We start from the raw sequence: 14539 nt of genomic DNA, 5'->3' as shown, positions 1-14539 counted from the left end.
CCACCCGGCACTGCTTCGTTTGCGTCGCTGCGTCTGCAGCAGAGAAGCGAGATTATGGAGAACTTTCACCGGATCGTCAACAGGTTTTTATCACTTGCTTAACCTGCCCACGCCGCTGAAGCCCTCGCCAACAGAGGCTTCCCGCCTCTCCGCGCCCCGGCGTCCGGAGCACGAAAGAGCGGAATTCTAGTCGCCGCCATCGCGACTTGCAAGCGATATTTTGACAAGCGTATTAACGGTGCTTGAAAACCGGTTTGCGCTTCTCTACGAACGCGGCCATGCCCTCCTTCTGGTCTTCGGTAGCGAAGAGCGAATGGAATAGCCGGCGCTCGAAATGCACACCCTCCGCCAGCGTCGTTTCATAGGCTCGATTGACCGATTCCTTGACCATCAGCACCGCCGGCAGCGGGAATTCCGCAATGGTGACAGCCGCGCCAACCGCTTCGTCAAGCAGCGATGCCGCCGGGATCACGCGCGAAACCAGTCCGGCGCGCTCCGCTTCGGCGGCATCCATGAAACGGGCGGTCAAACAAAGGTCCATCGCCTTCGCTTTTGACACCGCCCGCGGCAAACGCTGCGTGCCGCCCGCGCCCGGCATGATCCCGAGCTTGATTTCCGGCTGACCGAACTTCGCCGTGTCGGCGGCGAAAATGATGTCACACATCATCGCGAGTTCGCAGCCGCCGCCGAGCGCGAAGCCCGCCACCGCGGCAATGATCGGCTTGCGGATCGAGCGAACCGTTTCCCAGTTGCGCGTGATGTAGTCACCCTTGTAGACATCCATATAAGTGTAAGACGCCATCATGCCGATATCCGCGCCGGCCGCGAACGCCTTCTCGCTGCCCGTTACGACGATTGCGCCAATCGACTCGTCGCCGTCGAACTCGCGCAACGCGGCGCCCAGCTCGTCCATCAACGCGTCGTTCAGTGCGTTCAAAGTCTTCGGACGATTGAGAGTAATCAGTCCAACCCGTCCCCGCGTTTCAACCAGAATGTTTTCGTAAGCCATGCCGCCTCCATAAGGGTTAATCGCACGCGAAAAACGCTTCGCGCATCGTTCGTAGTGATGCTACCATTCCCCAACCAACCGGTCGGTCAATTATTTGACAGGTTTTCTCCCAACGTACAGCCGAGCCCCTTTGCCATGACACATCCGCTATTCACCAAGCACGAAGACACGCTGCACAAAGCGCTCGCCGCGCTCGAAACGCGCGGCTACTGGAGCCCATTCTCCGAGATGCCCAGTCCGAAAGTGTACGGGGAAACAGCCAACGCGGACGGCGAAGCCGCGTTCAAGGCGCACCTGGACAAGACGTTCGAACTAGACCAACCGTCGACGGGAGAGACCGTCGGCGCCGAAGTCTCGCCATTCGGCTTCCCGCTCGGCGTGCGTTACCCGAAAGCCGATCCGAGCGCGCTTATCGCCGCATCCACGGCGGCGCAACGCGAGTGGCGCGCGGCCGGCCCGCAGGCATGGATCGGCGTGAGCCTCCAAATCCTCGCGCGTCTGAATCGCGCCAGTTTCGAACTCGGCTACAGCGTGATGCACACGACCGGCCAGGCGTTCATGATGGCCTTCCAGGCAGGCGGTCCGCACGCACAGGATCGCGCGCTCGAAGCGGTCGCGTATGCCTGGGATCAACTGCGCCGCATTCCCGCCGACGCGCATTGGGAAAAACCGCAAGGCAAAAACCCGCCGCTCGCGATGCACAAGCGCTACACCGTCGTGCCGCGCGGCATCGGCCTCGTGCTCGGCTGCTGCACGTTCCCGACGTGGAACGGCTATCCCGGCCTGTTCGCCGATCTGGCCACCGGGAACACGGTAATCGTCAAACCGCATCCGGGCGCAATCCTTCCGCTCGCGCTGACCGTGCGCATCGCGCGAGACGTGTTGCGCGAAGCGGGTTTCGATCCGAACGTCGTCACGCTGCTGGCCACCGACCCGAACGACGGCGCCCTCGTCCAGCAACTGGCACAGCGCCCTGAGATCAAGCTGATCGACTTCACGGGCAGCACCCAGAACGGCACCTGGCTCGAGCGCAATGCACACCAGGCGCAGGTCTACACGGAGAAAGCCGGCGTCAACCAGATCGTTATCGACTCGGTCGACGACATCAAGGCGGCCGCCCGCAACATCGCGTTCTCGCTGGCGCTGTACTCGGGCCAGATGTGTACCGCGCCGCAAAACATCTATGTGCCGCGCGGCGGCATTCGCACCGCAGAAGGCACGCTCAGCTTCGACGAGGTCGCCCACGCGCTTGCCGGTGCGGTGCAAAAGCTCGTCGCCGATCCGGCCCGCGCAGTCGAACTGCTCGGCGCGATTCAGAACGAAGGTGTCGTGCACCGCATCGACGAAGCCGCCAAACTTGGCCGCGTCCTCGTCGCGAGCCAGACGCTCGAGCATCCGGCCTTTTCGGGCGCTCGCGTGCGCACGCCGCTCGTACTGCAACTCGACGCCGCGACCGATCACGCCCAGTTCACGAAAGAATGGTTCGGGCCGATCTCGTTCGTCATCGCTACGGATTCGACCGCACAGTCGCTCGACCTCGCTGGCGACATTGCCGCCGACCACGGTGCGCTGACGCTGGCGGTCTACAGCACGGACGACGCGGTGCTCGAAGCGGCGCACGAAGCGTCGATTCGCGGCGGTGTCGCGCTGTCGATCAACCTGACCGGCGGTGTGTTCGTCAACCAGTCCGCGGCATTTTCGGACTTCCACGGCACCGGCGCAAACCCGGCCGCCAATGCCGCGCTGGCCGATGCCGCTTTCGTCGCGAACCGCTTCCGTGTCGTTCAAAGCCGTATTCATGTTGAACCGAAAGCGGCGCCGGCGGTAGCTGGCTGAACGGCATAAGACACGGCTTCAACGCTACGCACGACTCCGTCCTATGCCGTTCGGCAGATGGACCGGGTCGTGCGCTCCGACTAACATCAGACATCGGGTCGGCATCACGCGCCGACCTTGGCCGAGCCACCGTGCCATCGTCCAAAGAGAGTTTGAGGAGACACCCCATGTCATACGAAGCGATCCGGCTGGACATCGACTCATCGAGCCACGTCGCCACCATCACGCTGAACCGCCCGGACAAGCTCAACAGCTTCACGCGCGCGATGCATCACGAACTCGGCGCGGCGCTGGACCAGGTCGAAAACTCCGGCGCCCGTGCGCTCGTGTTCACTGGCGCCGGGCGCGGCTTCTGCGCCGGCCAGGATCTCGCCGACCTCGATTTCACGCCCGGCGCGATGACCGACCTCGGCGCCGTGATCGATGAATACTTCAATCCGCTGATCCGCCGTCTGCAGGCGCTGCCGTTTCCGGTGATCGCGGCGGTCAATGGCACGGCCGCCGGTGCGGGCGCCAATCTGGCGTTCGCGTGCGACATGGCGCTCGCGGCTCGCTCCGCGAGTTTCATCCAGGCATTCGTGAAGATCGGCCTCGTGCCGGATTCGGGCGGCACGTGGTTCTTGCCGCAGCGCGTTGGCATGGCCCGCGCGCTCGGCCTCGCAATCACCGGCGACAAGCTCAGCGCCGAAAAAGCCGAAAGCTGGGGCTTGATCTGGCAAGTGCTCGACGACGCCGAACTGGCGCCGGCAGCGACAAAACTCGCGGCCCAGCTCGCCCGGCAACCGACGCGCGCGATCGCCGCGATCAAGCAGGCGATGCGTGCCGGCACGACGCAAACGCTCGACCAGCAACTCGATCTCGAGCGCGATCTGCAGCGCGAACTAGGCGCCTCGCACGATTATGCGGAAGGCGTGCAGGCATTTATCGAAAAACGCGCGCCGCGCTTCGAGGGACGTTGAGATGCCCACACAAACCACCCGGCCCGACCAAATGACGGGAGACGAACTCGCCCGCGCGACGGCCGCCGCGATGTACGAAAACGACGCCTGCAGTCGCGCGCTCGGGCTCGAGATTCTCGAAGTGCGCCCCGGCTATGCGCGGCTGCGCATGGCGGTGCGCGACGACTTCCTGAACGGGCATCAGATCTGCCACGGCGGCCTGATCTTCACACTCGCCGATTCGACCTTCGCGTTCGCCTGTAACACCTACAACATCAACACAGTCGCCGCCGGCTGCTCGATAGAGTATCTGCGGCCGGTCCACGGCGGCGACGTGCTGAGCGCCGAAGCGGTCGAACAGACATTGAGCGGGCGCACTGGAATCTACGATATTCGCGTGACGAATCGCGCCGGCGAGACTGTCGCAATGTTTCGCGGCAAGTCGGCGCAAATCAAGGGTAACCTGATTCCCACCGGCGACTAACGATTGGCGGCGGCCAGCCAGAACCGCCCACGCGGGCAATTGTCCGCGTGGCGCTCTGGCGCCAATGCGTCACATATCAGACCCAGATACTGAGGCAGCAAGGAGACATTCGATGAGCACCGCTCTTCCGCTCGATCCGATCGAGACCGCCAGCCGCGACGAGCTCGCCGCGCTCCAACTTGAACGGCTCAAATGGTCGCTCACCCATGCGTATGAAAATTCGCCGGTGTATCGGCGCAAGTTCGACGAAGCCGGCGTCCATCCGGGCGACGTTAGGTCGCTCGCGGATCTCGCTCGGTTTCCGTTCACGACGAAAAAGGATTTGCGCGACAACTACCCGTTCGGAATGTTCGCCGTGCCCCAAGAGCAGATTTCGCGAATCCATGCGTCGTCTGGAACGACCGGCAAGCCGACTGTCGTCGGCTATACGGCGCGCGACATCGACACGTGGGCGAATCTCGTCGCCCGTTCGGTACGCGCCGCCGGCGCGAAGCGCGGCGACAAGGTGCACGTGAGCTACGGCTACGGCCTCTTCACGGGCGGCCTCGGCGCGCATTACGGCGCCGAGCGCGCGGGGCTCACCGTGATTCCGTTCGGCGGTGGCCAGACCGAAAAGCAGGTGCAGCTGATCCAGGATTTCCGGCCGGACATCATCATGGTGACGCCGAGCTACATGCTGTCGATCGCCGACGAATTCGAACGCCAAAGTATCGACCCGGCCAGCTGCTCATTGCGCATCGGCATCTTTGGCGCTGAGCCGTGGACCAACGACATGCGCGAGGCGATCGAAAAACGTATGGGCATCGACGCGGTCGACATCTACGGTCTTTCCGAAGTGATGGGCCCGGGCGTCGCCTCGGAGTGCGTCGAAACCAAAGACGGTCCGACGATCTGGGAAGACCATTTCTATCCCGAGATCATCAACCCCGAAACGGGCGAGGTACTCCCCGATGGCGAACTCGGCGAACTCGTGTTCACGTCGCTGACGAAAGAAGCGCTGCCGATCATCCGCTACCGCACGCGCGATCTCACGCGCCTGCTGCCGGGCACCGCCCGCACGATGCGGCGTATGGAAAAGATCACGGGCCGCTCGGACGACATGATGATCGTGCGCGGTGTCAACGTGTTCCCGACCCAGATCGAAGAACTATTGCTCAAGCAGCGCGCGCTGGCGCCGCACTATCAGATAGTCCTGACGAAGGAAGGGCCGCTCGATGTGTTGACGCTGAACGTCGAACCGTGCCCCGAAAGCGCGCCGGATACCGTGGCGCTAACCACCGCGAAAAACGCGCTGGCCTACGACATCAAGGCGCTGATTGGCGTGAGCGCGGTGGTGAACGTGCTGCCGGTGAATGGAATCGAGCGCTCGGTGGGCAAGGCGCGGCGCGTGATAGACAAGCGCAAGTCGGGCCTCTAAGTCGGGCAAGATGCAACGGGCAACGACGCGCAGCGTACGAGCCCAACGAAAAACGGCGTCACGCACGGATTCTGATCCACACGCGACGCCGATTTCAACGACATCTATTTAAGGCTTCGCGGTAGCCTCAAACCCGCCTTGCGAAAACTGCTGCTACTCAAACGGCAGTCACGCTTCCCTCTCCGCCCCACCGCCTCACGAATTCGGCAGCAGCAACCACATCCGGCCGCCCTGCTTCATCTTGCCAGCCAGATCGCCGGCATCGTCGCCGAGGCCCCAGAAGTAGTCGGCGCGCACGCCGCCTTTGATCGCGGTACCAGTATCCTGCGCGAACACGAGACGGTTCATTGGCGAATTCGTCAGCGGCCGCGTGGTCTGCAGGAAAACCGGCGTGCCGAGCGGAATCGCGCTCGGATCGACCGCAATCGAGCGCTCCGGCGTCAACGGCACGCCGAGCGCGCCGATCGGACCGTCCGCGCCGCCGCTCGGCACACTTTCGGCCGACGGCATCTCGCGGAAAAACACGAAGCGCGGATTGGTGTCGAGCAGGCCATCGACGCGCGTCGGATTCGCGCGGGCCCATGCCTTGATGCCCTGCATCGTCGCCTGCGCCGGCGTGATCTCGCCATGATCGAGGAGCCAGCGCCCGATCGACTTGTACGGCTGATTGTTGGTCCCGCCAAAGCCGACGCGCATCACACTGCCGTCTTCCATCACGATGCGCCCGGAGCCTTGCACCTGCAGAAAGAACGCTTCGATCGGATCGTCGACCCACACGAGTTCGTTGCCGCTGAGCGCGCCCGAGCGTTCGAGCTGGGCGCGCGCCGGCAACGGCGCCCCCGCGCGATAGCCGGCGGGCCAGCGGTACAGCGCGGTCTGATACACGCCGTGCCGCGTGCGCGAGCCCCGCAGCAGGGGCTCATAGTAACCGGTGACCAGACCGTCGAGCGTGCCGTCGCTATTCGCGAGTTGGAAGGGCGTGAAGTAGGCTTCGAAGAAGGCGCGCGTGCTGGTGACGTCGAGATCGTCGATTTGCGCGGCCGCCGCGCAGGCACGCGACCAGTTCGGCTGACGCGAAAGCCTCGTGCAGTTTTGCCGCAATGCGGCGGTCGCGCCGATCAGCGAGTCGTCCTGCCAGCCCGGCACCTGTTGCCATGCAACCGCGGTCAGGCGCGCCGACGCGATCTGGCCGGGGATGATCGCCGCACCGCTCGGCGGTGAAGGCCGGATCGCGCCGCCGCCACCGCAGGAGGCAAGCAACACTGCAACCGACAACGCTCCGAGCCACGCACCGGCCCTGCGGACAAAACACATACAATGTTCGTTCTTGATGGAAACCGCCATGTCTGATCTGTTCGACGAATACCCGATGCTCATCTTTGCGCTGGAATCGCTGGTCGCGCTATTCCTGCTCGTCTTTATCGTTGTGTGGACGTCGTCCGGCAAGAAGAAAGTGCGACGTGCCAGCTCGGCGGAACGGTCCCAACAGCAAAAGCCGCATTGACCTTGACCTGCGGGCTGCACGCAGAACCGCGCAACCCCTCGTGCATCGAGTGCTCGCCCGAGCGCTCATCCAACCTGCCACTCAACTGCCCGCTGCTTCGCGCGCCCACACGAACTCATTAATGACCGCGCAGGACCGCGCCGGTTCAATGCAACGTTCGCGGCATGCGCAATACGAACTCCGGCACCGGCGCCTCGAAGCGCTCGCCATCCTCCGCCACGCAGAAATAATCGCCGCGCATCGTGCCGACCGGCGTCGCGATCACTGCCCAACTCGTGTATTCGAAATGCTCGCCCGGTTTGAGCAGCGGCTGATGACCGACCACGCCCAAGCCTTTGACTTCCTGCACGGTGTTTTCGCTGTCGGTGATGATCCAGTGACGCGCGATCAACTGTGCAGGCACCTGGCCGGTGTTACGGATGGTCAGCGTGTAGGCAAAGGCGTACTGGCGACGCTCCGGGTCCGATTCTTCGGGCAGGTATTGCACCTGCGCCGACACGCTGAATTCGTACTGGCTCATCCTGATTCCGATCTGATCAAACGGCTGTGAAAAATCGTGGAAGGCCCCGAACGCCAATGGTCTGCAGGTGCAACGGCGATGCGGCGCTCATGGAGTGGCATTCTGCTTGATGCGCGGCATGGCCGCAACCAGACAAGCCTTTCGACCAGGAGTGTCTAAGACGTTGGGACACGGCTGCTTGCCGCGCCGCCTTTCGATGCCACTATTGCGCCGACACTCTGCGCCGTTTCATCGCGCGATTCCGCCACGCCAACCGCGGCCTGCACGCCGGTCCGCACGCGCAAAAACGGTAAAATGGCGCTTTCCCGCTTGCATCCGCCCCCGTCATGACGCAATTTCGCATCGCCCCCAGCATTCTCTCCGCCGATTTCGCCCGTCTGGGTGAAGAGGTCCGCAACGTCGTCGCTGCCGGCGCCGACTGGATCCACTTCGACGTGATGGACAACCACTACGTGCCGAACCTGACTATCGGCCCACTCGTTTGCGAAGCGATCCGCCCGCACGTCGACGTGCCGATCGACGTGCACCTGATGGTGCACCCGGTCGACCGCATCGTGCCGGACTTCGCCAAAGCCGGCGCGAACCTGATCAGTTTTCACCCGGAAGCGTCGGATCACATCGACCGCACGCTGTCGCTGATCCGCGATCACGGCTGCAAGGCCGGCCTCGTGTTCAATCCGGCGACGTCGCTGAACTATCTCGATCATGTGATGGACAAGGTCGACCTCGTGCTGATCATGTCGGTGAATCCGGGCTTTGGCGGCCAGTCGTTCATCCCCGAGGCGCTCAACAAGCTGCGCGAAGCGCGCAAGCGCATCGACGCGTACAGCGAGCGCACCGGCCGAGAGATCCATCTCGAAGTGGACGGCGGCGTGAAGGTCGACAACATCGCGCAAATCGCGGCGGCCGGCGCGGACACGTTCGTGGCCGGCTCGGCGATCTTCGGCCAGCCCGATCACAAGGTCGTGATCGACAAGATGCGCGCCGCCCTCGCCACCGTCCAGCGCTGACCTGACGATGACTGCTCCGTACCCCGCCCCGTCCTTTGCCGGCCCTCGCCTCGAAGCCGCGATCATCGACCTCGACGGCACGATGATCGACACCGCCGACGACTTCACCGCCGGCCTGAACGGCATGCTCGCTCAGCTCGACGCGGAGGAAACGACGCGCGAGGAAGTGGTCGGCTATGTCGGCAAAGGTTCGGAGCATCTGATCCGCAGCGTGCTCGCCCCGCGCTTCGAAACCGAACACGCGCAAGAGCGCTTCGACGAAGCGCTCGCGATCTATCAGGCCGAGTACGCGAAGATCAACGGTGTGCACACGCGGCTTTATCCGGACGTCGAAGCCGGTCTGCGCGCGCTGCGCGACGCGGGCCTGAAGCTCGCCTGCGTGACCAACAAGCCGCACCGCTTCGCGCTCGAATTGCTGCAGCAATACGGACTCGCGCAGTATTTCAGCGTCGTGCTCGGCGGCGACAGTCTCGCGAAAAAGAAACCGGACCCGCTGCCGATGCTGACCGCCGCCGCTCAACTCGGCGTCGAACCGAGCGCCACGGTCGCCATCGGCGACTCGGAAAACGACGCGCTGGCGGGCCGAGCGGCCGGCATGGCGACGCTGACCGTGCCCTACGGCTACAACCACGGCCAAGCTATACAAACAATAAAATCCGATGGTATAGTTGCCTCGCTGCTCGACGCCGCCAGGGCGATCGCAGCGCACCAATCCACGACTTAACAGTCCTTCATCTTCATGTTTCTGAATAAAAAACGGAGTCTGATTAGCATCGACCGGGGAGCCTGGCCCTGGCGTCGCTGGTCGCGCTAACCTCGCCTGAGGTACGCTGAAGCTCGTCTTCGGCAACCGTTTTTTACTTCGCTGCGCTTACGCGCTTCTTCCATCGTCTTATATTTGCGCTGCTGCTTCGGCTGATTGAGCCTGCGCGTACCCGCAAGGTACCGTTGCTCACCCGCACCGCTCGCACGCGCCGATGGAAGACCCGCGCCGGTCGGTATTATCGTGTCGAGAATGTCGACCCATGCCCTGACCGGAGGCGCCTTGCCCCGCTTTGCCCGACGCTTGCTGCCGCCGGACCACCGTACAGGATCGGAACATGACCGAACTCGAATTCCAGTCCCTCGCCAACGAGGGTTTCAACCGCATCCCGCTGATCGCCGAAGCGCTCGCCGACCTCGAAACGCCGCTGTCGCTTTACCTGAAGCTCGCGCAGACCGAGCGCAACGGCGCAAACTCGTTCCTGCTGGAATCTGTGGTCGGCGGCGAACGCTTCGGGCGTTATTCGTTCATCGGGCTGCCGGCGCGCACTCTCGTGCGCACGCGCAACGGCGTGTCGGAAGTGGTGCGCGACGGCAAGGTCGTCGAAACGCACGACGGCGATCCGCTCGCCTTCATCCAGCAGTTCCAGGCGCGCTTCAAGGTCGCGCAACGCCCGGGGCTGCCGCGCTTCACGGGCGGTCTCGCCGGCTACTTCGGCTATGACGCGGTGCGCTACATCGAGAAGAAGCTCGCGCACAGCGCGCCGAAAGACGATCTGAACCTGCCCGACATTCAGTTGCTGCTGACCGAGGAAGTCGCCGTCATCGACAACCTCGCGGGCAAGCTCTATCTGGTGGTCTACGCGGACCCGACCCAGGCCGAGGCCTATACGAAAGCGAAGCACCGTCTGCGCGAACTGCGCCAGCGGCTGCGCGTCACCGTCGAGCCGCCCGTCGTGTCGGCTAGTGTGCGCACCGAGATCTACCGCGAGTTCGCGAAAGACGATTACCTGGCCGCCGTGCGCAAGGCCAAGGAATACATCGCCGCCGGCGAACTGATGCAGGTGCAGGTCGGCCAGCGCCTGACCAAGCCGTACCGCGACAATCCACTGTCGCTGTATCGCGCGCTGCGCTCGCTGAATCCGTCGCCGTATATGTATTACTACAACTTTGGCGACTTCCACGTGGTCGGCGCGTCGCCGGAAATCCTGGTGCGCCAGGAAAAGCGCGGCGAGGACCGTATCGTCACGATCCGCCCGCTCGCTGGCACGCGTCCGCGCGGCAACACGCCCGAGCGCGACGCCGCGCTCGCGACCGAACTGCTGAACGACCCGAAGGAAATCGCCGAACACGTGATGCTGATCGACCTCGCGCGCAACGACGTCGGCCGCATCGCGCAGATCGGCTCGGTCGTCGTGACCGACAAGATGGTGATCGAAAAATACTCGCACGTGCAGCACATCGTCAGCTCGGTCGAAGGCAAGCTCAAGAACGACATGACCAATTTCGACGTGCTGCGCGCCACCTTCCCGGCCGGCACGCTGTCGGGCGCGCCGAAGGTCCGCGCGATGGAGCTGATCGACGAGCTCGAACCCATCAAGCGCGGCCTCTACGGCGGGGCGGTCGGTTATCTGTCGTTCACCGGCGAGATGGATCTCGCCATCACGATCCGCACCGGCGTGATCGCGAACGGCAATCTGTATGTGCAGGCGGCCGCGGGCGTGGTCGCCGATTCGGTGCCGGAATCCGAATGGCAAGAGACCGAGAACAAGGCGCGCGCGGTGCTGCGCGCTGCCGAGCAGGTCCAGGACGGCCTCGATAGCGACTTCTGACCGGAGACACACCATGCTGCTCATGATCGACAACTACGACTCGTTCACCTACAACCTGGTGCAGTACTTCGGCGAACTCGGCGAAGACGTGCGCACCTACCGCAACGACGAAATCACACTCGATGAAATCGCCAGGCTGAACCCCGAGCGCATCTGCCTGTCGCCGGGTCCGAGCAATCCGCAACACGCGGGCATCACGCTCGACGTGCTGCGCGAATTCTCCGGCAAGACGCCGATTCTCGGCGTGTGCCTCGGCCACCAGGCGATCGGCGAGGCATTCGGCGGCCGCGTCGTGCGCGCGCAAACCATCATGCACGGCAAGGTCAGTACGATCGAAACCGACTGCAAGGGCGTGTTCGCGGACCTGCCGAAGCATTTCACGGTGACGCGCTATCACTCGCTCGCGATCGAACGCGAATCGCTGCCCGACTGCCTCGAAGTCTCGGCATGGACCGAAGACGGCGAAATCATGGGCGTGCGTCACAAGGAACTGGCCGTCGAAGGCGTGCAGTTCCACCCGGAATCGATCCTCTCCGAACACGGCCACGCGCTGCTCGAAAACTTCGTCAAGCAGTCGAAGCTGGCCGTCGGCGGCAAGGCTGCGCATCATCCGGCTTCCCGCAATGCCTGACCAGAAGAGAGACGAGATCATGTCCATTACGCCCCAGGAAGCCTTGCAGCGGACCATCGAGCACCGCGAGATTTTCCACGACGAAATGCTGCACCTGATGCGCCTCATCATGCGCGGTGAGCTGTCACCGGTGATGTCGGCGGCGATCATCACCGGCCTGCGCGTCAAAAAAGAAACCATCGGCGAAATCACCGCGGCCGCCACGGTGATGCGTGAATTTGCCCGGCACGTCGACGTGCAGGACAACTCGAACTTCGTCGACATCGTCGGCACCGGCGGCGACGGCGCGCACACGTTCAACATTTCCACCGCGACGATGTTCGTATCGGCCGCGGCCGGCGCGAAGGTCGCGAAGCACGGCAATCGCGGCGTATCGAGCAAGTCGGGCAGCGCGGACGTGCTCGAGGCGCTCGGCGTCAATATCGATCTGCAGCCGGAGCAGGTCGCCGAATCGATTGCGGAAACGGGCATGGGCTTCATGTTCGCGCCGAACCATCATCCGGCGATGAAAAACGTCGCGCCGGTACGCCGCGAGCTTGGCATCCGCACGATCTTCAATATCCTCGGGCCGCTCACCAATCCAGCCGGCGCGCCGAATCAGCTGATGGGCGTGTTCCACCCCGACCTCGTCGGCATTCAGGTACGCGTGATGCAGCGCCTCGGCGCCAGGCACGTGCTCGTCGTGTACGGGATGGACGGCATGGACGAAGTGTCGCTCGGCGGCGCGACGCTGGTCGGCGAGTTGCGCGACGGCGAAATCCGCGAGTACGAAATCCATCCGGAGGACTTCGGCATGCAGATGGTGTCGAATCGCACGTTGAAGGTGGCCGACGCGAACGAGTCGAAGGTCATGCTGCTCGACGCGCTCGACAACAAGCCCGGCGTCGCGCGCGAGATCGTCACGCTGAATGCCGGCACAGCGCTCTATTCGGCGAACGTCGCGGCCACGATCGCGGACGGCATCGTGCTCGCGCGCGAAGCGATCGCGAGCGGCAAGGCTCGCGCGAAGGTCGACGAACTGGTGCGCTTCACCCAGCAATTCAAGCAGTAATCACGTAGCGAGACATTTATGAGCGACATCCTCGACCGCATCATCGCGGTCAAACGCGAAGAAATCCGGGCGGCTGAGCAGAGCGTGCCGCTCGAAGCATTGCGGCTCGAAGCGTCGTCGCGCGATCTGCGCGACTTCGTCGGCGCAATCCGCGCGAAGCACGCGGCCGGTCTCGCCGCGGTGATCTCCGAAGTGAAGAAGGCAAGCCCGTCGAAGGGCGTGCTGCGCGAGCACTTCGTGCCGGCCGACATCGCGCGTTCGTATGAAAAGCACGGCGCGGCGTGTCTGTCCGTGCTGACCGACGTGCAGTTCTTCCAGGGCAGCGTCGCCTATCTGCAGCAAGCGCGCGCCGCGTGCCAAGTGCCGGTGATCCGCAAGGACTTCATCGTCGATCCGTATCAGGTCGTCGAAGCGCGCGCGATGGGCGCCGACGCGATCCTGCTGATCGCCGCCGCGCTCGAAACCGCCGAGATGCAGGACCTCGAAGCGCTCGCGCATTCGCTCGGTCTCGCGGTGCTCGTCGAAGTGCACGACAGCGATGAACTCAAGGAAGCGCTGACGCTGAAGACGCCGCTGATCGGCATCAACAACCGCAATCTGCGCACCTTCGAGACCTCGCTCGACACGACGCTCGGCATGCTCGACGCGATTCCCGACGACCGCATCGTCGTGACCGAATCGGGCATCCTGTCGCGCGATGACGTCGAGCGCATGCGCGCGCGCAACGTGCATACGTTCCTCGTCGGCGAGGCGTTCATGCGCGCGGACGAGCCGGGCGTGGAGCTTGCGCGGATGTTTTTCTGAGCACGGCGCTCGCATAAGCAAGGACACGCATCATGAGCATGGAACGCGAAATCAAGCTGGCACTGCCGGCTTCGCAGGTGCAGGCGGCGACGCAGTGGTTCGCCGCTCGCGCCGGCAAGAAAGGACGCGCGATCAAGCTCGTGAACATTTACTTCGACACGCCGCAGTTGACGCTGGCGTCATCGAAGAGCGCGCTGCGTCTGCGTCAGACGCCGGACGGCTGGCTGCAGACCTTCAAGACGGTCGGCACGGCGACCAACGGCTTGCATAGCCGGCACGAATGGGAATTGCCGGTCGCCGGCGCGAAACTCGAAATCGATTCGTTGCTGAACGCTTGCGACGAACCCGCCGCCGCGGACGCTCTGAAACAGGCCGCGCCTGCGCTGATCGAGCTGTTCCACACCAATTTCACCCGCACGCTCTGGCTGCTCGACACCGACGGCGCTCAGATCGAGGCAGCGATCGATCAGGGCGACGTGCTCGCCGAAGTCGACGATCAAGCGCGCCGCGCGCCGATCTCGGAGATCGAACTCGAACTGAAGTCGGGCGACGAAGCGGCGCTTCACACGCTCGCCGCCGAACTCGGCAAACGGATTGCCGGCCTCGCGCCGGATGACATCAGCAAGGCGCAGCGCGGCTATCGGTTGCGCGCGGGGTAAGCGCGGGATGGGCGCGGGATGGGCGGGGGTTGCCGAAACCCGCGGCGCCTCATGCGCTCGCTCGCCGCAACTTGAGCTAGCC

The 14539-nt window shown here is 63.9% G+C and carries 15 protein-coding genes; 12 read left to right on the top strand and 3 right to left on the bottom strand.

What is annotated here, in order from left to right; all coding sequences use genetic code 11:
* Positions 1-232 precede the first annotated feature (232 nt).
* Complete coding sequence (locus tag AB4Y34_RS22565; protein ID WP_176381170.1) at positions 233-1009, bottom strand: enoyl-CoA hydratase; 777 nt, start codon at positions 1007-1009, stop codon at positions 233-235.
* A 135-nt stretch (positions 1010-1144) separates the two neighbouring features.
* Between AB4Y34_RS22565 and paaN the strand changes: the two genes are divergently transcribed.
* The 4 genes from paaN to paaK all read left to right on the top strand — a co-directional run bounded on the left by paaN (position 1145) and on the right by paaK (position 5684).
* Entirely contained in the window at positions 1145-2845 is a 1701-nt protein-coding gene (gene paaN, locus AB4Y34_RS22560; RefSeq protein ID WP_368717242.1) for a phenylacetic acid degradation protein PaaN, read from the top strand.
* 167 nt (positions 2846-3012) lie between these two features.
* Positions 3013-3804: a 2-(1,2-epoxy-1,2-dihydrophenyl)acetyl-CoA isomerase PaaG gene (gene paaG / locus AB4Y34_RS22555; RefSeq protein ID WP_176381168.1), complete on the top strand. Its 792-nt coding sequence runs from the start codon at positions 3013-3015 to the stop codon at positions 3802-3804.
* Between the two features lies 1 nt (position 3805).
* Positions 3806-4267, top strand: coding sequence for a hydroxyphenylacetyl-CoA thioesterase PaaI (gene paaI, locus AB4Y34_RS22550; protein ID WP_176381167.1), 462 nt, complete (start codon positions 3806-3808; stop codon positions 4265-4267).
* Positions 4268-4379: 112 nt separating this feature from the next.
* Complete coding sequence (gene paaK, locus AB4Y34_RS22545) at positions 4380-5684, top strand: phenylacetate--CoA ligase PaaK (RefSeq protein ID WP_368717241.1); 1305 nt, start codon at positions 4380-4382, stop codon at positions 5682-5684.
* A 195-nt stretch (positions 5685-5879) separates the two neighbouring features.
* On the opposite strand, the gene AB4Y34_RS22540 is transcribed toward paaK, so the two are convergent.
* Positions 5880-6998: a murein transglycosylase A gene (locus AB4Y34_RS22540; RefSeq protein WP_368717240.1), complete on the bottom strand. Its 1119-nt coding sequence runs from the start codon at positions 6996-6998 to the stop codon at positions 5880-5882.
* Between the two features lie 28 nt (positions 6999-7026).
* On the opposite strand from AB4Y34_RS22540, the gene AB4Y34_RS22535 reads away from it, so the two are divergent.
* A complete protein-coding gene (locus AB4Y34_RS22535) occupies positions 7027-7188 on the top strand; it encodes a hypothetical protein (protein WP_176381165.1) in 162 nt (53 codons plus the stop codon).
* Between the two features lie 145 nt (positions 7189-7333).
* Here the strand turns inward: AB4Y34_RS22535 and apaG are convergent, their stop codons facing one another.
* Entirely contained in the window at positions 7334-7708 is a 375-nt protein-coding gene (gene apaG, locus AB4Y34_RS22530) for a Co2+/Mg2+ efflux protein ApaG (protein ID WP_176110233.1), read from the bottom strand.
* Positions 7709-8034: 326 nt separating this feature from the next.
* Here apaG and rpe point away from each other — a divergent pair, with 326 nt between their 5' ends.
* From rpe to AB4Y34_RS22495, 7 genes are all read left to right on the top strand, one after another.
* Complete coding sequence (gene rpe, locus AB4Y34_RS22525; protein ID WP_368717238.1) at positions 8035-8718, top strand: ribulose-phosphate 3-epimerase; 684 nt, start codon at positions 8035-8037, stop codon at positions 8716-8718.
* 7 nt (positions 8719-8725) lie between these two features.
* The gene (locus AB4Y34_RS22520) at positions 8726-9442 is read left to right on the top strand and encodes a phosphoglycolate phosphatase (protein WP_176110228.1); all 717 of its coding nucleotides are present in this window, start codon (positions 8726-8728) and stop codon (positions 9440-9442) included.
* 376 nt (positions 9443-9818) lie between these two features.
* A complete protein-coding gene (gene trpE / locus AB4Y34_RS22515; protein ID WP_176367423.1) occupies positions 9819-11312 on the top strand; it encodes an anthranilate synthase component I in 1494 nt (497 codons plus the stop codon).
* A gap of 13 nt (positions 11313-11325) precedes the next feature.
* Positions 11326-11943 carry an aminodeoxychorismate/anthranilate synthase component II gene (locus tag AB4Y34_RS22510; protein ID WP_176110225.1) on the top strand — a complete coding sequence of 206 codons (618 nt, stop codon included), beginning with the start codon at positions 11326-11328 and terminating at the stop codon, positions 11941-11943.
* 19 nt (positions 11944-11962) lie between these two features.
* The gene (gene trpD / locus AB4Y34_RS22505; RefSeq protein WP_176110223.1) at positions 11963-12994 is read left to right on the top strand and encodes an anthranilate phosphoribosyltransferase; all 1032 of its coding nucleotides are present in this window, start codon (positions 11963-11965) and stop codon (positions 12992-12994) included.
* An 18-nt stretch (positions 12995-13012) separates the two neighbouring features.
* Entirely contained in the window at positions 13013-13798 is a 786-nt protein-coding gene (trpC, locus tag AB4Y34_RS22500; RefSeq protein ID WP_368717237.1) for an indole-3-glycerol phosphate synthase TrpC, read from the top strand.
* Positions 13799-13830: 32 nt separating this feature from the next.
* Positions 13831-14457 (top strand): CYTH domain-containing protein, encoded by a 627-nt coding sequence (locus AB4Y34_RS22495; RefSeq protein ID WP_368717236.1) that lies wholly within the window; start codon positions 13831-13833, stop codon positions 14455-14457.
* Positions 14458-14539: the final 82 nt, after the last annotated feature.

Source organism: Paraburkholderia sp. BR10954, assembly GCF_040965775.1.
Taxonomy (GTDB): Bacteria; Pseudomonadota; Gammaproteobacteria; order Burkholderiales; family Burkholderiaceae; genus Paraburkholderia; species Paraburkholderia youngii.
Note: the sequence above shows the minus strand (reverse complement) of the source record. Positions and strands in the feature narration are given on the sequence as shown.